General features: G+C 38.6%; 24 protein-coding genes. 7 read left to right on the forward strand and 17 right to left on the reverse strand.

Annotated elements, in window-relative coordinates:
- Positions 1-102: 102 nt before the first annotated feature.
- Together sppA and KTJ10_RS04360 are read left to right on the forward strand one after the other, a co-directional pair.
- On the forward strand, positions 103-1,119 hold the full coding sequence (sppA, locus tag KTJ10_RS04355; RefSeq protein WP_086265476.1) for a signal peptide peptidase SppA: 1,017 nt from the start codon (positions 103-105) through the stop codon (positions 1,117-1,119).
- A gap of 19 nt (positions 1,120-1,138) precedes the next feature.
- Positions 1,139-1,939 carry an alpha/beta fold hydrolase gene (locus KTJ10_RS04360; RefSeq protein WP_086265475.1) on the forward strand — a complete coding sequence of 267 codons (801 nt, stop codon included), beginning with the start codon at positions 1,139-1,141 and terminating at the stop codon, positions 1,937-1,939.
- Between the two features lie 77 nt (positions 1,940-2,016).
- Here KTJ10_RS04360 and purN read toward each other — a convergent pair whose 3' ends face one another.
- Positions 2,017-2,646 carry a phosphoribosylglycinamide formyltransferase gene (gene purN / locus KTJ10_RS04365; RefSeq protein ID WP_086265474.1) on the reverse strand — a complete coding sequence of 210 codons (630 nt, stop codon included), beginning with the start codon at positions 2,644-2,646 and terminating at the stop codon, positions 2,017-2,019.
- On the reverse strand, positions 2,643-3,713 hold the full coding sequence (gene purM / locus KTJ10_RS04370; RefSeq protein WP_170249546.1) for a phosphoribosylformylglycinamidine cyclo-ligase: 1,071 nt from the start codon (positions 3,711-3,713) through the stop codon (positions 2,643-2,645). The genes purN and purM overlap by 4 nt, the downstream gene beginning before the upstream one ends.
- A 135-nt stretch (positions 3,714-3,848) precedes the next feature.
- Between purM and cxpE the strand changes: the two genes are divergently transcribed.
- The 4 genes from cxpE (at position 3,849) to KTJ10_RS04390 (ending at position 10,379) form a co-directional block, all read left to right on the forward strand.
- Complete coding sequence (gene cxpE / locus KTJ10_RS04375; protein ID WP_086265472.1) at positions 3,849-5,042, forward strand: chloramphenicol efflux transporter CxpE; 1,194 nt, start codon at positions 3,849-3,851, stop codon at positions 5,040-5,042.
- Between the two features lie 20 nt (positions 5,043-5,062).
- Complete coding sequence (gene hda / locus KTJ10_RS04380) at positions 5,063-5,761, forward strand: DnaA regulatory inactivator Hda (RefSeq protein ID WP_086265471.1); 699 nt, start codon at positions 5,063-5,065, stop codon at positions 5,759-5,761.
- A gap of 335 nt (positions 5,762-6,096) precedes the next feature.
- Complete coding sequence (rbtA, locus tag KTJ10_RS04385; protein WP_199975753.1) at positions 6,097-7,947, forward strand: rhombotarget A; 1,851 nt, start codon at positions 6,097-6,099, stop codon at positions 7,945-7,947.
- A 14-nt stretch (positions 7,948-7,961) separates the two neighbouring features.
- On the forward strand, positions 7,962-10,379 hold the full coding sequence (locus KTJ10_RS04390; protein WP_199975754.1) for a CSLREA domain-containing protein: 2,418 nt from the start codon (positions 7,962-7,964) through the stop codon (positions 10,377-10,379).
- Positions 10,380-10,486: 107 nt separating this feature from the next.
- On the opposite strand, the gene KTJ10_RS04395 is transcribed toward KTJ10_RS04390, so the two are convergent.
- From KTJ10_RS04395 to KTJ10_RS04415, 5 genes are all read right to left on the reverse strand, one after another.
- A complete protein-coding gene (locus KTJ10_RS04395; protein ID WP_002118619.1) occupies positions 10,487-10,876 on the reverse strand; it encodes a DUF3106 domain-containing protein in 390 nt (129 codons plus the stop codon).
- Entirely contained in the window at positions 10,866-11,186 is a 321-nt protein-coding gene (locus KTJ10_RS04400; RefSeq protein WP_002118556.1) for a hypothetical protein, read from the reverse strand. The genes KTJ10_RS04395 and KTJ10_RS04400 overlap by 11 nt, the downstream gene beginning before the upstream one ends.
- Complete coding sequence (locus tag KTJ10_RS04405; RefSeq protein ID WP_262441567.1) at positions 11,176-11,790, reverse strand: RNA polymerase sigma factor; 615 nt, start codon at positions 11,788-11,790, stop codon at positions 11,176-11,178. The genes KTJ10_RS04400 and KTJ10_RS04405 overlap by 11 nt, the downstream gene beginning before the upstream one ends.
- A 159-nt stretch (positions 11,791-11,949) precedes the next feature.
- On the reverse strand, positions 11,950-12,726 hold the full coding sequence (locus tag KTJ10_RS04410) for a TrmH family RNA methyltransferase (RefSeq protein WP_086265466.1): 777 nt from the start codon (positions 12,724-12,726) through the stop codon (positions 11,950-11,952).
- Between the two features lie 59 nt (positions 12,727-12,785).
- Positions 12,786-13,757, reverse strand: a complete 972-nt coding sequence (locus KTJ10_RS04415; RefSeq protein WP_262441447.1) for a class 1 fructose-bisphosphatase — start codon at positions 13,755-13,757, stop codon at positions 12,786-12,788.
- 185 nt (positions 13,758-13,942) lie between these two features.
- On the opposite strand from KTJ10_RS04415, the gene KTJ10_RS04420 reads away from it, so the two are divergent.
- Entirely contained in the window at positions 13,943-14,128 is a 186-nt protein-coding gene (locus KTJ10_RS04420) for an NF038105 family protein (protein WP_002118730.1), read from the forward strand.
- Positions 14,129-14,178: 50 nt separating this feature from the next.
- On the opposite strand, the gene pal is transcribed toward KTJ10_RS04420, so the two are convergent.
- The 10 genes from pal to KTJ10_RS04470 all read right to left on the reverse strand — a co-directional run bounded on the left by pal (position 14,179) and on the right by KTJ10_RS04470 (position 23,890).
- Positions 14,179-14,739 carry a peptidoglycan-associated lipoprotein Pal gene (gene pal / locus KTJ10_RS04425; protein WP_002118513.1) on the reverse strand — a complete coding sequence of 187 codons (561 nt, stop codon included), beginning with the start codon at positions 14,737-14,739 and terminating at the stop codon, positions 14,179-14,181.
- Between the two features lie 27 nt (positions 14,740-14,766).
- Positions 14,767-16,047, reverse strand: coding sequence for a Tol-Pal system beta propeller repeat protein TolB (gene tolB / locus KTJ10_RS04430; RefSeq protein ID WP_130119029.1), 1,281 nt, complete (start codon positions 16,045-16,047; stop codon positions 14,767-14,769).
- 93 nt (positions 16,048-16,140) lie between these two features.
- Positions 16,141-17,508: a cell envelope integrity protein TolA gene (tolA, locus tag KTJ10_RS04435; RefSeq protein WP_262441448.1), complete on the reverse strand. Its 1,368-nt coding sequence runs from the start codon at positions 17,506-17,508 to the stop codon at positions 16,141-16,143.
- A gap of 3 nt (positions 17,509-17,511) precedes the next feature.
- Entirely contained in the window at positions 17,512-17,964 is a 453-nt protein-coding gene (gene tolR / locus KTJ10_RS04440) for a protein TolR (protein ID WP_016146149.1), read from the reverse strand.
- Positions 17,964-18,662, reverse strand: coding sequence for a protein TolQ (gene tolQ, locus KTJ10_RS04445; RefSeq protein ID WP_016140259.1), 699 nt, complete (start codon positions 18,660-18,662; stop codon positions 17,964-17,966). Before tolQ ends, tolR begins: the two co-directional genes overlap by 1 nt.
- A gap of 24 nt (positions 18,663-18,686) precedes the next feature.
- Entirely contained in the window at positions 18,687-19,094 is a 408-nt protein-coding gene (ybgC, locus tag KTJ10_RS04450) for a tol-pal system-associated acyl-CoA thioesterase (protein WP_001273591.1), read from the reverse strand.
- Positions 19,095-19,306: 212 nt separating this feature from the next.
- On the reverse strand, positions 19,307-20,641 hold the full coding sequence (locus KTJ10_RS04455) for a M20 family metallopeptidase (RefSeq protein WP_262441449.1): 1,335 nt from the start codon (positions 20,639-20,641) through the stop codon (positions 19,307-19,309).
- Between the two features lie 203 nt (positions 20,642-20,844).
- Positions 20,845-21,849, reverse strand: a complete 1,005-nt coding sequence (gene ruvB / locus KTJ10_RS04460) for a Holliday junction branch migration DNA helicase RuvB (RefSeq protein ID WP_002052424.1) — start codon at positions 21,847-21,849, stop codon at positions 20,845-20,847.
- A 7-nt stretch (positions 21,850-21,856) separates the two neighbouring features.
- Complete coding sequence (ruvA, locus tag KTJ10_RS04465) at positions 21,857-22,456, reverse strand: Holliday junction branch migration protein RuvA (RefSeq protein WP_002118762.1); 600 nt, start codon at positions 22,454-22,456, stop codon at positions 21,857-21,859.
- A gap of 93 nt (positions 22,457-22,549) precedes the next feature.
- The gene (locus tag KTJ10_RS04470; protein WP_060464857.1) at positions 22,550-23,890 is read right to left on the reverse strand and encodes a deoxyguanosinetriphosphate triphosphohydrolase; all 1,341 of its coding nucleotides are present in this window, start codon (positions 23,888-23,890) and stop codon (positions 22,550-22,552) included.
- Positions 23,891-23,971: the final 81 nt, after the last annotated feature.

The raw sequence follows: 23,971 nt of genomic DNA on the forward strand, positions 1-23,971 counted from the left end.
AAAAGATAAAAATATTATAAATGAAATCATATTATTTAGACAGTTTTTATCAAATCAACGTATATAATGACATCATTTTAGATTGATTTGGATTGGAATTTTATGTCCGATTGGCCACCAAAACCACAAAATGAACCTATAATCCCTAAACAAAATGGACCAGAATGGCAAATTCTCGAGAAGGCTGTACTTGCTTCAGTAGAAGAGCAACGCCGTAGTCGCCGTTGGGGTATCTTCTTTAAAACATTAACTTTTATTTATTTACTGTTCATTATCGTATTAATGGGCAAAGGCTGTTCAACCAGCAAAGATGGATCAGCAGTAAGTAGCAGTAGTGCCCATTTAGCAGTGGTGGATATTGTTGGAACGATTGATGCTTCAAGCAATCAAGCTGTGAATAGTGAAGATACGAATAAAGCACTCAAACGCGCTTTTGAGGCCTCAAATAGTAAAGCTGTTGCACTAAATATTAACTCACCTGGCGGTTCTCCAGTTCAGTCTGATGAAATCTGGCAGGAAATTCGATATTTGAAAAAACAACATCCTGATAAGAAAGTCTATGCCGTTATTGGTGATATGGGTGCATCGGGTGCGTACTATATTGCTTCTGCTGCAGATGAGATTATTGTCAATCCATCAAGTTTAGTGGGTTCAATTGGTGTCATCATGCCTAACTATGGGATTACTGGTTTAGCTCAAAAGCTCGGTATTGAAGATCGCACTTTAACAGCAGGAACGAATAAAGACATTTTAAGTATGACAAAACCGATTGATCCAGCTCAGAAGCAGCATATTCAATCTGTTCTTGATAATGTTCATACTCACTTTATCACTGCAGTTAAAGAAGGGCGTGGCAAGCGCTTGAAATCGAATGATCCAGCTATTTTTTCTGGTTTATTCTGGACTGGCGATCAAGCAATTCAATTAGGTGTTGCTGACCGTTCAGGTAATATTACGAGCTTGATGCGCGAACTAAACCTTGATAATAAAGTTGACTACACAATTGAGCGTAACCCACTAGAATCTATTTTGGGTCGTATGGGTGCACAAATCGGGCAAGGGGTAAGTGAATCTATTGCTCAAGAAGTGCAGACTCGTCAAAGCGCAAAATTACAATAAATCTGTTTAGGATAGCGGTATGTCAACAAAACCAGTTATACACTTTGCTCATGCCAATGGCGTACCATCAAAAGTGTATCAAAAATTGTTTGACCAATTGAAAGGGGAATATGACGTCATTTATGTTCCCTTGATTGGTCCTGATAAGCGCTATCCTGTGACGAATCATTGGCCTGCTTTGGTTGATCAGGTTATTGATAGTATTGTGCGTCAAGCGAAAGGACGTAAAGTTATTGGGCTAGGTCATTCTCTTGGTTCCGTTCTAACATTGATGGCATCTTTTCGACGTCCTGAACTTTTCTCTCAAGTGATTATGTTAGATCCGCCTCTGATTTTAGGGCGATATTCGTTTGCTTTTCATATGGCAAAATTATTTCGCCCTAAATTGGTTGATGCGATGACACCAGCAGGTTTATCTGCACGTCGTCGTGAACATTGGGAATCGAGAGAGCAAGCGGCTGAATTACTGCGTCCTAAGGGATTCTATAAAAATTTTGATGAAGATTGTTTCCAAGCTTATATTGATTATGCTTTGAAAGAAGATCCAGTTCGTGGTGGAGTAACTTTAACGATTTCTCGTGAAGATGAAGTTGCAATTTTCCGTAAGAATCCTTCTTGGTGGTGGCTACCTATGCCAAAACCTAAGATGCCTGTGCATTTAGTTGTAGGGAAAGAGAGTGATTTCTTAAAAAGAGGCTTTCCTCAAATGGCAAAGCGAAAAATGGGAATTCCATTTACTGTAGTTGAGGGGGGACATATGTTTCCTCTAGAACATCCTACTGATACAGTAAATTCTATAAAGAAATTGATCAGCCACTAACTAAATTGATTTTTAAGTGAATAAAAAAGGACATGCTAGCATGTCCTTTTTTATTTTTTGTTTGTTAGTAAAATATTTTACCAGCTTGCAAAACGAATAGGGTCTTTTAGAACTTGATTACGGAAGTAGGCTTGTCCATCTTTCCATGTAAGTTGACCGTTACACAGCCACTCTGCAACTTGTGGGTAGATAAAGTGCTCAAGTGTGTGTACTCGATCTGCCAATGAGTCGACAGTATCATGTTCTTTAACTGAAATAGCTGACTGGGCAATAGATTGACCAGAATCCAGTTCAGCAGTTACAAAGTGCACGGTACAACCATGTAAACGGTCACCTGTGTTTAAAACACGTTGATGAGTATTCACACCTTTGTAAGCAGGCAGAAGCGAGGGATGTATGTTTAGCATTTTCCCTTGCCATTTGTTGACAAAGGAGGGAGTTAAAATGCGCATGAAGCCAGCTAAAATAACCACATCTACTTCCCAAGCTAAGAGTTGCTGATGCATTGCTTCATCAAACACTTCACGAGTTGGAAAGTCTTTATGGGAGATAACAGCGGTAGCAATATTAGCTTTTTCAGCACGCTCTAAGGCATAAGCATCTGCTTTATTAGACAGTACACCTACAATTTGCCCTGATAGATTTGCATCTATCAAGGCTTGTAAATTACTGCCGTTCCCAGAGACTAGAACAGCAATTTTTATCATGCAAAGATCACACGGATTTTTTCGTCTGCACCTTCCACTGACTCGGCATTTTCTTGGATTTGTCCAATTTTCCAAGCTTTTTCGCCTTGAGCATTAAGCACTTCAATTGCTTTTTCAGCATCATTTGCATCAACAGCAATAACCATACCTACGCCACAGTTAAAAGTACGGTACATTTCAAAGCGTTCTACATTGCCTTCGCGTTGTAGAAGTTGGAACAATTCAGGCCATTCCCAAGAAGATTCATCAATAACCGCTTGAGCACCATTTGGTAACACACGAGGTAAGTTACCTGGTAAACCACCACCAGTGATGTGGGCCATAGCATGAACATCAACTTGTTTGCAGAGTTCAAGAACTGGTTTTACATAAATACGAGTTGGTTCCATTGCGACATCAGCAAGAGGACGACCATCAATTGTTTGAGTTAAATCAACGTTTTTAACGTCTAAAATTTTACGTAGTAATGAGTAACCATTAGAGTGAGCACCACTTGATGCAACACCAATAAGTACGTCACCAGACTTTACTTTAGAGCCATCAATAATTTTGCTTTGCTCAACAACACCAACAGCAAAACCAGCAAGATCGTAATCTTCACCTTCGTACATGCCTGGCATTTCTGCGGTTTCACCACCTACAAGTGCGCAACCTGCAAGCTCACAACCTTTACCAATACCAGTAACAACATTTGCAGCAACGTCAACATTTAAGTGACCAGTCGCATAGTAATCTAGGAAGAATAATGGTTCTGCACCACAAACTAAAAGGTCATTTACACACATAGCCACAAGGTCTTGGCCGATTGTGTCATGACGATTGAGATTAAGTGCCAAACGTAATTTAGTTCCTACACCATCGGTTCCAGAAACTAAAACAGGTTCTTCATAACCTTTAGGAATTTTGCATAGTGCACCAAAGCCACCAAGACCGCCCATTACTTCAGGACGACTTGTACGTTTAGCGACTGACTTGATACGATCGACCAGTGCGTCGCCCGCTTCAATGTCGACACCCGCATCTTTGTAGCTTAAACCGGTATTTGGGGTAGAAGTTGAGTTGCTCATAAATGAAGTCTCCGCATTGGCGGCAGATTATAACCTGAATATACGAAACTCTTATGTTATTTATGCTCGAAAATGCTATCTTTAATAAAAATATTTTTTCATTTATAACGATTAAATCAAAAAAGGCTAGATTTTATGCAAGATCGTATACTGCGCCGTATTTTTTTACTCGCAGGTATTGTATTGCTGGTATGGGTGTTGTACTTGCTCAAGCCTGTAGTCATTCCTTTTATCGGTGCTTTTTTCCTGGCTTATTTATTCAGTCCACTTGTTGATGTTCTGGTAAAAATGAAATTGCCTCGCTGGTTAGCAATTAGCTTGGTATTCGTTGGAATAGGCATAACTTTAACTATTGCACTTTGGTATTTGGTTCCACTTATCTGGAAACAATTAGTTTATGCCCGAGATAGCATTCCAGCCGGTATTCATTGGATTAATGCTACCTTTCTACCTTGGGTATCTTCGACATTTAATGTCCAGCAAATGGAAATTGATACAGAGCAGTTGTCTAAAGCTGTTATGGAATATGTTCAGACAAACTATAGTGCAGACAGCATTCAGGCAGTATTATTAAAACTAGCTCAATCTGGACTGAATTTTATTCAGATTGGTGGAACAGTTGTTTTAATTCCAATTATTGCTTTCTATTTCTTGCTCGATTGGGAGCGTATGTTACAAAACTTACGTCGTCTTATCCCACGTCCATATGAAGCTACTACCTTACAAATCGTTGGCGAATGTCATAGTGTTTTAGGGGCATTTGTTAAAGGTCAGTTTCTGGTCATGCTATTACTCGGCATAGTATATGCGGTTGGTTTGCAGCTCATTGGTTTAGAGGTTGGCCTGATTATTGGTATGGTGGCTGGGCTTGCCAGTATTATTCCTTATTTAGGATTTGGAGTAGGTATTATTGCCGCTGTTATCGCCAGCTTGTTTCAGTTCGGCTTAGATTGGGTGCATTTATTACTCGTTGGCGTAGTTTTTATGGTTGGCCAAGCTGTAGAAGGCTATATCCTACAGCCATTCCTACTGGGAGATAAAATTGGTTTATCTCCTGTAGCAGTTGTTTTTGCAGTATTGGCAGGTGCACAGCTTGCAGGTTTCTTGGGAATGTTAATTGCATTGCCTGTTGCTGCTGTTATTGTAGTGTTGTTAAAGCATTTAAGAGAGAACTATGAAAGAAGCTCACTTTATGCGCCACCTTCTACATTAGTGATCCAACATGGCGATATTGAGCAAATTCATGTGGAAACTGAAAGTACTAAGCTTGATCTTGAAGTTAAAACACAGCAAGATACAGATGAACTAAAATCCCCTAACCAGAAATAATTTCAAGGTTAATTCAATATATGCGTCAACTCCAACTGGATATAGAACCTCAACTTGATGCCCGAATCAGTGATTTTTCGGGACCGGGTTGGGGGCATGTAGTCGATGCCGTGCGGCAACTACATGCTGGTCTGGTGAGTAGATTCTATATCTATGGTGGAGCAGGAACGGGCAAGAGCCATTTGCTTTCCGCAATTTGTGATTCTTATTTAGAAATAGGTAAGTCTGCTATTAAAGTATCTTTGCTTGAACTGCTTGATGCACCTATTGAGGCAATTACCTCTTTAGAACATTATGATCTTGTTGCTTTGGATGATATTGAATCGATTAGTGGTGTGCCTCACTGGCAAAAAGCTGTTTTTCATTTAATGAATAATCATGAAGGACAACTGATATTTTCTTCGCGTGTAGCGCCGATCGAATTAAAGCTGGAGTTACCAGATCTACAGTCACGACTTACACAAGCCGTTAGTGTAAAAGTGCCGAGTGGAAGTTTATATGCAGACCGCTATGCCTTGGTGACATCTGTAATGGCTAGACGTGGTATCCACTTTGATCAACAAATTGTTGACTACTTATTATTGCATGGTCCTCATCAAGCTTCTCTCTTATTACAAACAGTTGCTCAATTAGAAAAATTGCTTAAAGGTGAAAAAACAAAACTTTCTAATGCAACTTTAAGGCAAATTTACGCTTTGATTGATGAGTATCAACAGTAGAGCTTCTAGCTTAAGTTTACTGTTTTGCTTAAATTAAACTCATACAATTAAAAAGTGGCTTTCCCTACATACGTTTTTTCATTTCAGAATAGTTATATTTATATCTTCTAAATTTTCTTGTAATTTTTTTATACGCCACTTTTTTGTATTTAAAAAACTTTTTTAGAACTACGAAGCTTTTTGTAATCTAGTTCAAAAATGACTCGACAGACCGACCAAAATGTCTTGAGAAATTCTACTTGCTGTGACAAAGTACGCACAAAGGATGCGATTGCAAAAGCGGATATTTTGCAATATTGACAAAGAAAAATGAAAAAAGATGTAAGGAGATGGGTATGCTCAAACGGAGCATTGCTTTTGCTTTATTGGCTGCTGCTGGACACGCTTATTCTGCCGATATTCAAGTCACAACTACAACTGATGAAGACGTCGACAACACGGTCTGTTCATTACGTGAGGCCGTTGAACTTTTAAATAGACTTAATTCAAGTGATTCTAAGGTTGTTGCGTCTGTAAAAGATGGTTATCGTGGCTGTACTAGTGGTGACTCAAACAATATTATTTTGCAAAGAGATAAAGAGTATACACTTAAAGAACAAATAAAGATTACGGCCCCTCTGACAATTACTACTGCGAAAAATGATTCTACATTAGTTGATACTGATCAACCAGGTTCGCATAACGCTACAATAAAAATGATTGGTACAGATCGGTTATTTAAAATTGATGATGAGAGTATTGAAAAAGCATCAATTTCTGTTTCGCTAACTGATCTTAATTTACAAGGTGCGGGTTTAAAATTTAAAGCTGTCACTGGTGGGTTGATTGATAATCATGAAATATTGAAAATCCAAAACTCTCGTTTAATTGATGGATACGCAGCTCAAGGGGGAGCAATTTATAATAGAGGATTGGTCACGAAAAGTGGCCAGACTTACGGTTTCGTCACTATTACTAATACTCTTATTCAAAATAATAAATCAACAGAAGGTGGGGTAATTTATAGTGAGCAGCCTTTGTATTTGATCACGCAGTCTGTGATTCGAGATAATGAAGTTAGTTCTGCAGCTGGATCACTTTTCTTTAGTGCAAATAAATTTGATGATGAAAGTACTGGGGGATATTTAAGCCAGCGTTCTACCGGTCTGAGTAACAGTACTTTTTTTCATAATAAAGTGGGTTTTATTGCAAATATTCAAGATGGGATGTTTGTTAATAACATTACGATGATTAAAAATGACAAAGGATTATTTCTAGATGCTCCACAAGGTAATGCATCTATTTCAAATAGTGTTTTAGTTGGAAATACGATCAACTGTCAGGCTAGTACTACTGATAAAGCAATTATACAAAGTAATTTGGTTACCGCAGAATGTAACCGGAACGCGACTTCAAAGCTTCCTAATATTCTTTATCCCGCTAATGAAAAATTAATAGCAGGTAGCACAGATGAGGGGATATGTGATGTAACAGCGAAAGAGGGCTTATTTTGTCCTTTTAATACCCCTAAAGATAGCTTTCTTGGCTTTTTCAAGCCTCGATTGTTAGAGAGTTATAATACTTTAGCGGATTCTCTAATTATTAATAAAGGTCGTTTATATAGTGATGGAACTTCAGTTGGTTTAGCAAGTTGTGAAATTATTGATCAGCGTGGAAAAAAACGTAGTGGTTATGATGAGCTATGTGATCTTGGAGCGATTGAATATATTTTAGATACTGAGATATCCTCAGTAGGTCAAGATATTAGATATGGCCAAGTTGCAAAATTTAATATTCTTGGTTCTCTAAGTGAAGCAGATCTAGTGACTCCGGCTACATGCAAACGGTTATTCGGAGAGCGGGCTGATGGAAAAGAATGGCAACCAGGATGCCTTAGAATTAAACAAAGTACAGACACCCCAGTTTCTAAAGGTAGTATAACTTTAGATCAAAATGGAAATGTAATTTATACACCAAATGGGAACTGGCACGGTGCGGATATTTTTAGCATTCAGGTTGTTACGAGTGTGTCTCGATTTAATGAAGGCGTAGAGTTTCAATATATCACTATCCCGACAAGAATTGTTCAGGATCCTTTATCTGGAATTGAAGACAAATCTGTCAGTACAGGTGGTGGAGGTAGTGTTGGTGGAGCCTTTATTTTAAGTTTATTAGGTTTAATTGCTTTACGCCGTTTCAAGTCATAATCAGGGATGAGACTATGAAAAATTATAAAAAGGCATTATTAGCATTAGCTGTGCTTGCAAATATGCCACTTTTTGCTGATACCACAAATAAAAGAATTGAGGTTACAACTTTTGCTGATGAAGATGGTGAAAATACAAACGCATGTTCATTAAGAGAAGCCATTAAAGTCGCAGAAACTCGTAAATCCGCTTATGGATGTACTGTATTTAGCCTTGATACTGATCAGGTAATTCAGTTAAAAGCTGGAACTTATACTTTAAATAAAGAATTGGTGCCCAATGCTAATATTTCTATTTATGGCTATGGTGAACGTGAAGAGGATAAAATCTGGTCAGAAAAGAATGTTTTAACAAATGACTATCCTGCTTTACCAGAACTTAAAACACGTATTAATGCTGCGGGTAAGTCGCGTATATTTAACACAGCAGAAAATCAAAAAGCATTATTTTTGCAAAATATTATTTTAGAAAATGGTATAGCTTTAAATCAAGGTGGAGCTATTTATGCGGGTGGTAATGTTACATTATTAAATTCTCAAATTTTAAACTCTCAAGCTCCAAAAGGTGGAGCTGTTTTTCTTGGTGGTAGTGGAGTAAATTTATCAATAACTCATTCCCTCTTGCAAGGCAATCAAGCAAGTACTGGTAGCGTGTTAGCTATGAGTTGTAAAAATGGTACTGAGTATGCTAAACGAGAGGTTACTCTTACATCCTCAAGTATTATCAAGAATGGTTCAAGCAATTCTGCGAGTACATTTGAATTTTGTGGCGAGCCGAAAGCTACTTTTACAATTAATACAATTGCTCAAAATATTGCCAGCACTGTAAATGGGGTTATTTTAAAATTTACAGGAGATGCGATTCCTGGTAATACAACAAATCCATCAACTATTTTAAGTGGTGGAAGTAGTTTAAAACTACAAAATAATACTATTGTTGAAAATAACGCAAATACAACTTTCCTATATGATAGTTTAGGTGGGAAAGAATTGAATTTTAATATAATTGGATACAATCCAGTTGGTTATGCTTGTCGATATTTAGCAGGCTCAGCAGCAGATTTAAAAAACACTGGTCTTAGATTATCTTTTAATGCACTCAATTTAAGTAATAATACTGATAAATGTGATTTACCAACAGAGGTACTTTCGTCAGCTAATAAGACAATTGATATTTCAGGTGTTCCATTTAACTCTTTACTTGAGCGCCATGAAAAAGCTGCAGCAGTAACTGGTTTTTTACCACTTTATTTTCCATTGGTAGCTACTGGAAAAGAAGATTTAATAGATGTAGATCCTGAGGGTAAAGCTATATGCGCTGATATAGATCAACGTGGTTTAGCTCGACTCCCAACTAATAAACTATATTATCAGCCCGATAACATTGCTCGTAATAGCTGTGATATAGGTTCAGTAGAGTTAATGAAGTTAACTGCAGGTGATTTAAGAGGTTTAGGTAATACATCTCTTACCGCTTTACTTGAGGGATATCAAACCCAATATGATACTGTAGAAAAAAATCTCACTAATCCACTTTATTCATATTTGTGGAATGTCTTAAAAATAGATTTGGCAAATTATAAAAATCTTCTTGATCAAACTAAGGCCAATGCAAAATATCGAGCGATCTATATTGATTTGAAGGCAAATGGTTTGCCTTTGCCAAATGAAGATAGTAGTCATCTTCTAAAGTTTTTTAATAGTACGGACTATAATATTAATCTTGAATCTGTTGGAACAGGATTGATAGACGACAAAGTTACAAGCACGAAAAAAGACGATAAACTTTTTTGTGAATGGAATAATGCTTTACAACAAATTATATTCTATCGGTCGGATGATATTACTACCCAAGCTGGTGATTACAATTATTGTAAATATACGGTTAGTAGTAAAGATGGTTCTATTCAATCATCTGGTCTTTTAGAAGCACGATTTGATAATGTTGCACCTGTAGCAAGTGATGGTAAAGTTGTATTTCAGTATTTAGCAAATGAAATAATTCCATTAAATTTACTTAAATATGCAAATGATGATGGAGATGGTCCAGCTAATACACTTATTACAAAGCCTAATAAACCCCAGTTTGCAGACTTGCCTATATATTTGCCAAGTAAAAGCTCAAAAGATGGAATTTTTACGGTCGTGAAGGCAGATAGAGAAGGCCCTTGCCCAGGTGAAGATAAGGATAATACTTGTTATGGTGGTAATATTTATATTCAAGCTAAAAATAGTTTTAATAACTTCAATGATACATTAACTTATTACGTATATGATGCTGATAATAAAATTTCAAATGCTGGTACTATCAGTTTAGTGAGTAGTAATACTACTGCTGGAGGTGGTAATAGTGGAGGCGGTGGCGGTAGCTTCGGGATTTTATCTTTAGCCTCTTTACTGGGTTTAGTAGCTTATAGACGTTATCGTAAATAAACTTAAAGAATATAAAAAAGCCTCCAATCGGAGGCTTTTTTATAAGAAATGAAATCAAAATAATTGAGCGATTAGTATCTTACCTTTGATAGCTAAATAATAAGAAGTTAGTGTTCCAAATACTTATTCATGTATTCTTCACGAATTGCTGTTCTTTCTTCACCATTCGCTTTAAGCATCCGCTCACGTAAGTCTTTTCGCTCTTGCGTACTCATTTTTTGCCATGCTTCACGCATTTTTTGTTTTTCAGCTTCAGGTAGTTGAGTAAACCAGTCCATACGTTGCTGTAAGTTCGTGCTTTGATTCGCTGGTAGTTCTTTTAAACTCTGATAACGCTTAATGACTGCACGTTGCTCTTCTTCGGAAAGGGCATCCCATGTGTCATCGACTTGTGCATTGGCATCTTTAGAAAAAATCCAAAAGCGTTCAAAACCTGCAAAACTTGTTTGCAAGAAACTTAATGAACACAGGATAAGCGCTAATTTTTTAGCTGCCATGTTGTACTTTATCCTCACCCAACACCATTAACATCTCTAAATCTTCCACCATTTGTGGAGATAATTTAGGATTTACGATCACTTGATTTTGTGGCTTATCCACAATCTCGACTGAGTTAGGCAGAATTACAAAACCTGTAATTGCTGCGGCAAGTGCGAAACCAGTCATTTTCCAGACACTATAATAAGAGGCTGGTTTTTGTTGAATATGGTCAAGCACATGATTCATGACCACTGTTTTATTTTTATGGTGATCTGCCAAACTATCAAGTTTGGATGTCACCTTTTTAGTGAAATCATCATGATTCATCAGAACCTCCCAAGGGATTTAAATGTGCCAAGTATTCTCTAAGTCCCTGAATTGCTCGGTGATAATGGGTTTTCACACTACCTTCGGTACAGTTCATGATCTGAGCTGTTGTATGGGTGTCAAACCCTTCCCACGCACGTAACATAAAAGCCTGTTGTTGACGAACAGGTAGTTTTTCAATCGCTTCCCGAATTTCCTCGATGGTTACCGCTTGATCGAGAAAATCTGCAGGATTAATGGCTTTTTCATCAACTACATCGATAACTTCGTCGTCATCATTATCCAGACTAACTTTTTTGAAGAATGAAAATGGATTTGCTCTACGAGATTCTTTGCGGCGCCAATCCTGAAGTTTGTTATTCAAAATAGTGTAAAACAGGGGATACCATTCTTCAGTACTTTTATCGGCATAAGATTTGTGTAAAGCAATAAATGCTTCTTGAACCAAATCCATCGCAATACCTTGTTGACCTTGGGTAGCACTCTCCATCATTACCAAAGCACGACCAGTGACATCTTGCATGAAAATTTTCAGGCGTTGCTCAGCCGTGCTTACATGAGCACTAGATGTTTCCGATCGAGACTTTTTCGGTGCTAAATCCATGGAGATGGAAAATCCTGTCATTGGACATACCCACCTTATCTTCAATATATCTCTTATATAACGTTGAAAAGAGGTGGGAGGTTGACAACAATCGGTTATTTTTTACTAGTGTAATTGATTTTTTTCACAAATATGTGCGATGTAAAATAAATTAACGTTTTATTGGCGCTGGCGGACCATCTCAAAAAAACAAATAGACCCTGCAATTGCCACATTTAATGACTCTTGTCCACCTGGTTGGGGAATAGTCACTGATTGTGCGTGATCTAATGCATAATCACTAGCACCTTGTCCTTCATTTCCTAAAATCCACACACACGGTTTAGAAAGGTCTTTTGAATAAAGACTGGTTGAGCGATGAGAGCTAGTAACAAAAACCGGGATTTGAAATTTTGGGAGGATATCTGTCAGCTGGAAATTTTCAAAACAATGCAAGCTAAAATGAGCGCCCATACCTGCTCTTAAAACTCGTGGTGACCAAAGTGATGCAGAGCCTTGTGTGCAAATGATTTGTTTAATATTTGCTGCTGCTGCTGAACGTAGCAGTGTACCTACGTTACCTGGATCCTGAATATTTTCAAGAATTAAGGTATCTGCTTTATAGTCGATGGTTGATGCAGTTTTAGGTAGATCAATAATCGCTAAACAAGGTAAGCTTGTACCTAATGTGCTCAAATCTCTATATAAAACTTCGCTAATAACAAAGATATGGCCTTGATGTAGTTCTGTTATTTTCTTTAAATCTTCGTGTTCTAATGCTTGTTCTGTAGTAAATAAAGAAAAAATCTTTTTTTGCTGTTGTAACCAAGCCAAACAAAGATGCGTACCTTCAAGAACTGTTTGTTGGTGCTTTTTTCGGGCGTTACTAAGTTCGATTAATCCACGCAAATGTTTGATTTTTGCATTGTCTTTTGATTCTAAAAAAATAACCGCCATAAGAAAATATCCAACAAAAGGGCACCATCATACTATGATGCCCTAAGTAATTAAAATTATTAGTGGTAGCTTGTTACGCGTTCAACTTCATTTTTAGAACCAATGATTACAGGAACACGTTGGTGAAGCTCGGTTGGTTCAATGTCTAAAATACGAACACGACCTGTAGTTGAAGCACCACCAGCTTGTTCAATGAGCATACTCATTGGGTTTGCTTCATACATTAAACGTAAACGACCTGCTTTTTTCGGATCTTTTAAGTCATATGGGTAAAGGAAAATACCACTACGACATAAAATACGGTGAATATCACCCACCATACATGCTACCCAGCGCATATTAAAATCTTTTTCACGAACAGATGTCTTGCCTGCGAGTAATTCATCAATATATTGTTTTACGGGTTGTTCCCAATGACGCTGGTTGGATGCGTTAATAGCGAATTCTTGAGTGTCTGCTGGAACTTGTACATTCTCATTAGTAAGCAAGAAGGTTTGAGTTTCTGGATCTAAAGTAAAGAATGCTACGCCATTTCCTACAGTTAACGCCATCATAGTTGATGGGCCATAAAGTATATAACCAGCAGCAACTTGCTGTGTACCAGCTTGCAAGAAATCGTTTGCTTGTGTTACTGCATTTTTTGCAGGCAAAATAGAGAAAATCGTGCCTACACACATATTGATATCAATATTGCTTGAGCCGTCTAATGGGTCAAATAAAACGAGGTATTTACCATTTTCTTGTGCAGGTGTGAACTCATCAAGTTCTTCCGAAGCAAGACCACCTACGTGTGGATGTACTTTTAAAGCGTCAATTAAGTAGTCATTAGAAATCACATCAAGTTTTTTCTGTGTTTCGCCTTGAACATTTTCATTGCCAGCACTACCTAAAATACCAGCGAGTGCACCTTTTTGTAAGGCTTGGTCGATTGTTTTACAGGTCGTGGCAATAGTATCGATGACTTGAGCCAACTCAGGTGTTAGATTCCCTTTTTGTTGTTGTAAAAATTGGGACAAAGTGAGGTTGGACATAAAAAAACGCTCCTGTGCTTCAAGCATCAAAATGAGTCAGATAAATACGTGGCATATTCTAGATGAGAATGTCACAAAATAAAAATTATCTTACTTTATTTGTGTTGGATTTATGCTTACAAGACCCAATTAAAATGGTATGTTGATTGCATTACAAAGGATTGTATATTTTTAGGAGAATCGAAATGACAACAAAGAAGTTTGATGCGACCCCCACGGCAGGTGAACCAATCAATCTAGATGAAATTTCGAAAGAAAATGTTCAGGAAGCTTGGAAAGATTATGAAGCAAAACCTGAATATAAAGATTTTAATAAGCATGATTTGATTGAGTCCATGCAACATCCTGAAGAAGAAAAGAAATCTTCTTAAGTAATAAAAAAACGCTCATATTATTATGAGCGTTTTTTTATGCATATCCCTTATTTTAATAAAGGAGGGACTGCTTCGTAATTAATCTCAACGCGGCGATTTTCTTTCCACGCTGATTCATCATGTCCCGCATTAACAGGAGCTTCTTTACCATAACTTACAGCTTCAAGTTGCTGTGGGTTTACACCATTGGTAATTAAATAGCTTTGTACAGCTTTAGCACGACGTTCACCTAAAGCCATGTTGTATTCACGTGTTCCACGTTCATCTGTATGGCCCGTTAATGCAACTTTTGAATTTGCATTTGCGATAAGGAACTGAGCATGAGCTTGAAGTGTTTGGTAGTCTTCAGTAGATAAATCGCTGCTGTCATAATCAAAGTGAACAACGCGTTTAGCCAAAGCCGCTTTATTTGCTTCAGTTACACCTTTAGATGAAGCACCTGCCAAATTTTGAGCATTTAATGCAGCATCTTCACTTAAACCAGAAGTGTTTACCGTACTTGGATTTGTACCAGTCGTAGTAGTCGCTGCAGGTTTACGGCTAGCACAGCCTGTCATTACGAGTGCTACGCTAAGAAAGGGTAGAGCTAAATATTTGATTGATTTCATGGTCATCTCCGTCAATGGAATTAAAAGTTATTTTGGTGCCCAGGCTGGTTCACGTACTTCACCTTGTTCGCTTGGTAAATTCATACGGAAACGTCCATCAGTAGACATAATAGACAACAAGCCACGGTTGCCTTCACGAGTTGCGTAGACCACCATTTGCCCATTTGGTGAGAAACTTGGTGATTCATCTAAACTAGTTGGAGTAAGAATATTGGTGATGCCAGTATTAATGTCTTGAATTGCAACTTTATAACTGCTGCCACTTGGGCGATGAACAAGTGCAATCTTTTTGCCATCTGCACTCAGAGTTCCACGTGCATTAAATGACCCTTTAAATGTTAAACGCTTTACTGAGCCATCAGCAAAGGTGTAACGATAAATTTGGGCAGAGCCACCACGGTCAGAAGTGAAAATAAAAGATTTTCCATCTGGTGTATAACGTGCTTCGGTATCAATTGCCGAATCATTTGTCATACGTTTGACTTGGCGAGTTGATAAATCCATTTGATAGATTTCAGGGTTGCCATTCATAGATGCTGTAAAAAGCATTGATTGGCCATCTGGTGAGAAACTTGGTGCGCCGTTTAGTCCTCTGAAACTGGTAAGAACTTCACGTGTTCCAGTTGATAAATCTTGTAAATAAATTGCTGGACGTTTAGTTTCAAAAGAAACATAAGCAATTTTTTTAGCATCCGGTGTCCATGCTGGAGACAAAATCGGGTCACGAGACGATAAAACGGTCTTTGGTTGTTCACCATCCGTATCTGCAATTTGTAGTGTATAACGCTCGGCAGGTGTTGCAGGATTTCTTAATACATATGCAATACGGCCGCTAAAGTCACCTGGAATACCAGTAAGCGCTTGATAAATAGCATCACTTACCATATGGCCAGCCTGACGTATACGAGCAGCTGGTACATTTAAAAGTTCATTTAAAATGTATTGTTGCTTTTGTACATCATAAAGTTGGTAGTGAACTTCAAAACCTGTCGCTGTTTGTTTAATTTGACCCGTAACTACATATGGAATACCTGCGGCTTGCCAGTCAGAGGCTTGAATCTGGTTAATTGCAGCATTGGCAGGTAAGTTTTTAGATGAGCTTGTAAAGCGTCCAGAACGGTTTAAGTCTGTTTCAACAATAGGATAGAGCCCATTGTCGTTAGTAAATGGGACAATAGCAATTTTGGGTGCCTGATCTGGTGCTTTGGCAATTTCCAGATATAACTGGGCAAAAGCAGTGTTAGAAGCAATAGGGCTTAAGGCAGTGATCAATGCTAAAGATAGCAGGTGTTTGCGGCTCGTATTCATAAGTTTAAAGTCATAGCAGGTATTTTTGTGACTGTTGATTTTGTAGCATAGTTACATGCCTTAAACTATTTAAAGCATGTAACTCTTTCAAAATTATTGCGCTCTAAATGTAGAGCTAACACTTCTTGCTTCACGTCTTGCATCTGGATCTGATGGCATAGGATAGGGCGCTGCGGCTTGAATTGCAGCTTTAATACTTGCGTCTAAGGCATCATCACCACTTGAACGCGTGATTACAATAGAATTAACACTTCCCGAATCGGAGAGGGTAAAACGAACACCAACTGTTTTACCACTACTGCCAGTTGGGACATCCCAAGAGCGTCGAATTTTTTGCTCAAAATCGCGTCTAGCTGAAGAAGCAACCTTTTTAGCTTCAGCTTTCTTCTGAGCTGCCTCTTCTTGTGCTTTTTGAGCAGATGCAGCTTTTGCTTCAGCCTCCGCTTCAGCTTTACGTTTAGCATCATCAGCAGCTTTTTGCTGCTTGGCCTTAGCATCTGCTTCAGCTTTGCGTTTAGCCTCGTCAGCTTTTTGTTGCTTAGCTTTAGCATCGGCATCAGCTTTGCGTTTAGCGTCTTCAGCTTTTTGTTGCTTAGCTTTAGCATCGGCATCAGCTTTACGTTTAGCGTCTTCAGCTTTTTGTTGCTTAGCTTTAGCATCGGCCTCAGCTTTACGTTTAGCATCGTCATTGGCTTTTTGCTGTTTGGCTTTTGCATCGGCTTCAGCTTTGCGTTTAGCATCACCATTAGCTTTTTGTTGCTTGGCTTTAGCATCTGCTTCAGCTTTGCGTTTAGCCTCGTCAGCAGCTTTTTGTTGCTTAGCTTTAGCATCAGCTTCGGCTTTTCGCTTAGCTTCTTGTTGTGCTTGAAGTTTAGCGTTTTCAGCCTTTTGAGCTTCACGTTTTAATTTTGCATCAGCCTCAGCTTTACGTTTAGCATCTTCAGCAGCTTTTGTACTTTGTTCAGCCTTACGTTTTTGTTCGGCTTCTGATTTTGCTTTAGCCTCAGCTTGGCGTTTGGCTTCAGCCTGCTGTTTTTGAGTTTCCTCTATGCGTTGCTGCTCTGCTGCTTGTTTCGCTTTCGCAGCTTCTTCAGCTTTACGCTTTTGCTCAGCTAACTTGACTTGCTGGGCTTGTTCGGCCTTTTGCTTTTGAGCAGCAAGTTGTTGAGCTGTTGGAGGAGGAGGTGCAACTGGAAGATTTTGAGGTAGCGTTTCATCCACAATAGGGGCTAATACCTCTTTTGCTTCATTTGTAGCTGTAGTCTCTTGTTCAATTTCTTTGGCTAAAGGAGGAGGTAAATCTTCTGGCTTAACTAAAATAGTCGTTAGCTTTTTTGGCTGTTCAGGTGGTTTACTCAAGCCTAAAAAAAGCAAGCCAACAATGGCAATTGCATGAACTCCGAGTGTAAAGCTCAATGCAATCGCATTTTGTTTAAAGTGCGGCTTTTGATTTTTGTTCATAGCTTATTTTAAAGGCTCTGTCAGAAGGCCAACTTGAGTTAAGCCTGCTTCTTGTAAACTTGCCATTAATGATACGACTTCACCATAAGGACGAGACTTATCACCATTGACTAAAACTGTGAGTTGTTTGTTTTCTTGTTCAGCTTGTTTTTGAGCATCGCTTAAAACTGCTTCGAGTTTTTCACGAGATAATGGTTCATTATCTTTGTAATCTTCATACTGAAGATAAATATTGCCATCTTTGCCAATTGTTACCATGGCTGGCATATCTTTTGATTCGATAGGATGGTTATTTGCTTGAGGTAAATCAACCTTGATACCACTGGTAATCATAGGAGCAGTTACCATAAAAATAACCAAAAGTACGAGCATAACGTCAATATAAGGTACGACGTTCATATCACTTTTTAATGGTTTTTTTATGCGCTCAAAGCGCCCTGAACGCTGAATTGCCATTATGCATCTTCCTGTGATGAACCCACAGATTGACGTTGCAATAAAGCAATCATCTCTTCAGCAAATAAAGCGCGATCAGAATAAACACTTTCACTTTTAGCAGTGAAGTGGTTAAAAGCCAATACAGCAGGAATTGCGGCAAACAAACCAATTGCAGTTGCAATAAGTGCTTCGGCAATACCCGGTGCAACAGTTGCCAGAGTTACTTGATCAACCGCAGCTAAACCGATAAAGGCATTCATAATACCCCAAACAGTACCGAATAAACCGATGTATGGGGCCACAGAACCAATACTTGCTAAAGTTCCTAAACCATATTCTAAATGGCTTTGATCACGGCTCAAACCTACGCGTAAAATACGCTCCGTGCCTTCAATTGTTTGAGAGACAGGAGCTTGACGTTTTTTGAGTTTAAAAAACTCGCTCAACCCTTGATAAAAAATATCTTCAAGCCCTGAACGCTTTGAGTTGAGTTGAGCATTGTTGTAAAGCGTATTGAGTTCAGCACCAGACCAGAACATTTTTTGGAAATGTTCATCGTCTTGATGTGCTTTTTTATAACTCATATGTAACTTGGCAATCAGATACCAACTAAAGATCGATGCTAACAATAAAATTAGCATGACCAACTGAACGACTGGACTTGCTTGTAAAATAAGGTCAGAAATATGCAGGGTTGATTCAATGTTTGTTGCCATAGGTTACATATGCCGGTTGTTTTTTTAGTCTTGTTCCAATTCTTTACGAATAAGATCACGTATTTCTTCTGGAAGACGACGAGGCATTAAGTCTTTGCTTAAACATGCCAACTCAACCTCACCAGAAGCAAGCAAGATTTCACCACGATAAATATTTTGTTGCAACACAAATGACGCAGCTTTACATGAAACTACACGTGCTGTAACAGTAATTAAATCATCCATTAAAATAGGACGCATATATTTTACGTCAATTTTATATACGACAAAGTTGTAGTCTTTTTGGTGCCAGTAATGGTCAACGCCAGCAGCGCGGAGCCATTCGGTACGGGTACGTTCCATATAGCGAATATGGTTGGCATGGTAAACAATACCACCTGCGTCCGTATCTTCAATATAAACACGAATGTTGAATTCAAAATGATTCGCCATGAGAGTATTCCGTTTTAGTTCACTATAGAGCTTTATATTTAAAATATGGCTTTGAATAAAACATTAGCTCTACTCAAAAGCCATACATCTGCTTTTAAATACGGGGCAGTTTAGCAGATTGCATACTAAGTCCTATGGCACAACCTTTCAATTGCGGTTGCTGTATTTCTAAACTAAAAACGCTACATCTTATGACTAGCAAGCTTTTTAAGTTAAGAGGGCTTCCATGCGGTTTGAACTTGTTTTGATATATTCGGATAATCTAATACGAATCTTACATGTAGCTCAGTCCCTGTTTTTAAGGCCTTGTTATCTACAATAAAATAAGGACTATGATTTGGTGCAGCCTGAGTTAAGTCCTGATTTTCTGGAGTTGCGCCCAAAAAAACAAAAAATGAGGGCATTAACCTACCATAATAGGCAAAATCTTCACTTGCGCTTGCATTATGATCTAGAATATGAAGTTTTGAATCGCCAACAACTTTGGCTAATGTAGGTTGAATAAATTGAGTAAGTGCCTTGTCGTTCATGGTTACTGGAGCATAAGGAGCAATTTCAACTTTGGCAGTCACGTCGTTGGCTTGAGCGTTATGCTCTATCATGGTGGGTAAACTTTTTAAGATATTTGCTCGTATCTGTTCGTTGTTAGAGCGAATGGTTCCGATCATATTGACTTGTTCCGGAATTACATTTCCTGCCGTACCACCTTGAATATTACCGATAGTGACTACGCCCATGCCTTGGGTGAGGTCGGTTCTTCGGCTAATAAGACTCTGTAAATTATTAATCATTTGTGCAGATGCATAAATTGGATCTCTGCCTAACCATGGGGTCGAGCCGTGAACCTGCTTACCGTTAACCTGAATACGCAAGTGATCTGCGCTATTTAAAATGGCACCATCTTTATAATAAAGGTGCCCACCTTGCATACCAGATATGACATGTATTCCAAAAATAGCTTCGGGTTTATAATCTTTAAATGCACCGTCTGTGATCATTTTTCTTGAGCCGATTTGATCACCCTGCTTAAAGTTGTCTATATCTGCTCCACCTTCTTCAGCGGGTTGAAAAACAAAGACAACGGTACCCGATATTTTATCTTTATTCGCAGCTAGAATTTTTGCTGCACCTAATAGCATTGCTGTGTGTGCATCATGTCCACAGGCATGCATCACATAAGTTTCTTTACCTTGATAAATTGCTTTTTGTTTACTAGAAAAGGGAACTCCGCTTTTTTCTTCCATAGGTAGCGCATCCATATCTGCTCTAAGCGCGATAATAGGACCGGGTTTATTGCCTTTTAAAATGCCAATAACCCCTGTTTTTGCATAACCTGTTTTGACTTGAATGCCATAAGACTTCAATTCTTTTTGAACCAGTGCTGATGTTTTAAATTCCATGTTGCCGAGTTCAGGATGCTCGTGAATATGTTGTCTTAATTGAATCACCTGATTTTCATTTTGTTGTGCAGCATCTTTTACCCAATCTGCTAGGCTCAGCTGACTCATTAGAGCAAGTGGAAAAATTAAAGCGGCTTTTTTGTACATGTCCTTATCCTAAAAATATTATTGTTCATAAGATTTGATATCTACATTTCTTATAATGCAGTTTTTAAAAATATTAAAAAATCAATAAGGTATAAAAATAGACTTAAAAGGTATGGAGTGTCTAATTTATTGATAAGTCAATTATTATTTCATTGGATAGAGAGATTAAATTAAAAAAGGAAGAGAAAATTCTCTTCCTTTGATTAGTTTTTAGGCTCAGGTGGTGTCATTCCAAACTGTAAATAAGATTGGTTGGTTGCAATCCGACCTCGTGCAGTACGCATGACATAACCTTGTTGAATTAAATAAGGTTCAATCACATCTTCAAGCGTACCGCTGTCTTCAGCCATCGCTGCTGCAAGCGCTTCAACTCCAGCAGGACCGCCATCAAAACGCTCGAGTAGCATGCTCAAATAACGTCTGTCTAGGGTATCTAAGCCAGCTTTATCAACATTGAGCATATCAAGCGCACGCTGTGCCATTTCATGGGTCACTTCGCCTGTGCCTTTCACTTGAGCATAGTCACGAACACGTCGTAATAAACGGTTAGCGATACGAGGTGTTCCGCGTGATCGGCGTGCTACTTCTTCTGCGCCTTCAACTGTAATGGGTACATCCATTAAGTTTGCAGAGCGCGACACAATGTGAGTCAAGTCTTCTACAGAGTAAAACTCAAGACGTTGCACAATACCGAAGCGGTCACGTAGTGGTGAGGTCAGTAAGCCTGCACGCGTGGTCGCAGCAACAAGTGTAAAAGGGGGTAAATCGAGTTTAATTGAACGAGCAGCAGGGCCTTCACCAATCATGATATCTAATTGGTAATCTTCCATTGCTGGATAGAGAATTTCTTCAATCACTGGAGAAAGACGATGAATCTCATCAATAAACAAAACATCGCCTTCTTCAAGGTTAGTTAGCATTGCTGCTAAATCACCCGCACGTTCTAATACCGGCCCTGAAGTAGATTTGAGGTTACCACCCATTTCTCGGGCAATAATATTAGCTAGTGTGGTTTTACCTAAGCCGGGCGGACCAAAAATCAGTGTGTGGTCGAGAGCTTCACCACGGCCACGAGCAGCGCCAATGAAAATTTCCATTTGCTCGCGTACGACTGGTTGCCCAATATAGTCGGCAAGAGAAGTTGGTCGAATAGCCCGGTCAAAATGATCTTCAGGTTTTTCTGTTCCACTGATTAAACGGTCTTGCATAAGTGTTTTACTTCATCATGGATTTAAGAGCAGCACGAATAATATCGGCTGATTCTGTGTAATCGGCTTTAACCGCAGCTACAGCTTTTTGTGCTTCAAGTGGCTTATAACCTAAAGATTGCAATGCAGCTTCTGCTTCTGCAACAGGAGAGTTTGCAGCAAATTGAATTTGAGGCATGGTCGCCACAGTTGAAGTGCCTTGAGCCAATGTTTTGAAACGGTCACGGAGTTCAATCATTAAACGTTCAGCTGTTTTTTTGCCAACCCCTGGAACTTTGACCAGCGTATTTATATCATCATGTTCAATGGTGTGAACCAATAATTCAACGCTTAGTGTCGATAAAATACCCAATGCCATTTTCGGACCAACACCGTTTACTTTTAATAAGGTACGGAAAATTGTTTTTTCTTGAGCATCGCTAAAACCGTAGAGTTGTTGAGCATCTTCACGAACAACTAAATGCGTCCATAACGTAACTTTCTGGCCCTTTTGTAATTGGCAAAATGTTGAAAGTGGCGTATCAATTTCATAGCCCACACCATTTACATTCAGTAAGACAGTAGGGGCTTCTAAGGCAAACACTTCGCCAATTAAACATCCGATCATAGCGTAATTTCACTTATTCATAACTGTAAATCTGGTCGTTCTAAAATGAATTGAAAACGACACTGGTTTTATTTCTTTCTATATCAAGCCAGCTTAAAACAAGCCAATTTTATTACCTTGCAACTCTTGCGCCAAGCTATAAGCCTGATGATCTGAGAACTTACTGATAATATCGAGGACTTGCATGATATTGCTGTAGTGATTATTGCTAAAGCTAGCACCATATAGATTAAGGATAGACATTAAACGTTGTTCTTTAAAGCTTAAAGACTTATGTGGTGTTGTGAGTGGTACAAATGCATCCAGAATCGTTTGTAAGCTTTGATGTGCAATAATTTCTAAACCAGATTTTTGTGGGTGCTCAAAAATTTTATCACGTGCCAGATTCTTGGCAGTTTCGATACCAATTGCAATATCTGGCGAACAATATTGCAAAAGATTGCCTTTAAGCTGACCTGTAATGATTTCATAGTGATTTTTGGCAAAAGCCGTAGTGACTTCATCAACAAGACGTTTCATGACTCGGCCACGTAATGCTGAGATCTTTTGTTGCCATGTACTATTTGGATGAGATAACTCTTCAGGCTGACCATAGTCGGCAATAAGATTTAAGAATATCGGTTCAACTTCTTGGTAACTCAGCATATTTAAGACAATGCCATCTTCTAAATCAATGAGGGCATAACAAATGTCATCAGCGGCTTCTAACAAATAGGTGAGTGGATGACGGCAATAATGATATTCCCCGAGTTGAATCAGCCCGAGCTGTTCCGCAATCTGTTTTAAAATTTCTTTTTCAGATTGATAACAACCAAACTTTGCTCTTTGATGCGAAGGGCGGTCACCCTGCGAAGCAATTGTTTTTGAAAGCCATGGATATTTTAGATAAGCACCTAAAGTTGCATAAGTTAAGCGCATACCGCCATCATTTGGATGATAGTCAATGCGACTTAATAGACGTAATCCTTGAGCATTACCTTCAAACTGACGAACGTCAGCTTCTTCTTCAGGACTGAGTTTTTTCAAAAAATCATCATGTGAGGCATCATCGAACCATTCGCGAATTGCATATTCACCCGCATGCCCGAAAGGGGGATTACCAATATCGTGGGCCAGACAAGCTGCTTGAATAATTGCCCCGACATCGGCAGGAGAAATCCAGACGGGTAATTCGTTTTTAATTTTTTCTGCGGCAAGCATACCCATTGAGCGGCCAATGCAGGAAACTTCAAGGGAGTGAGTTAAGCGAGTGTGAATACCATCATGTTGTGCTAGAGGGTGAACTTGCGTCTTACGGTTTAACTGACGAAAACTTTGAGAAAATATAATGCGGTCATAATCTTTATGGAATGGGCTACGAGCCAGTTCTGTACTACTTTTTTTGCTACCTAAACGAACTGCAGAAAGCAGTTCTAACCAACGCATTTGTTCCATTTATCATTATTCAAAACTATAAAACCTGATCATGCCAAAAAAAACTTAAAAGCACTAGCTTGGTGCGACATAGTTTGTCTT

This window comes from Acinetobacter sp. WU_MDCI_Abxc222 (genome assembly GCF_025514755.1).
In the GTDB taxonomy this organism is placed as follows: Bacteria; Pseudomonadota; Gammaproteobacteria; order Pseudomonadales; family Moraxellaceae; genus Acinetobacter; species Acinetobacter geminorum.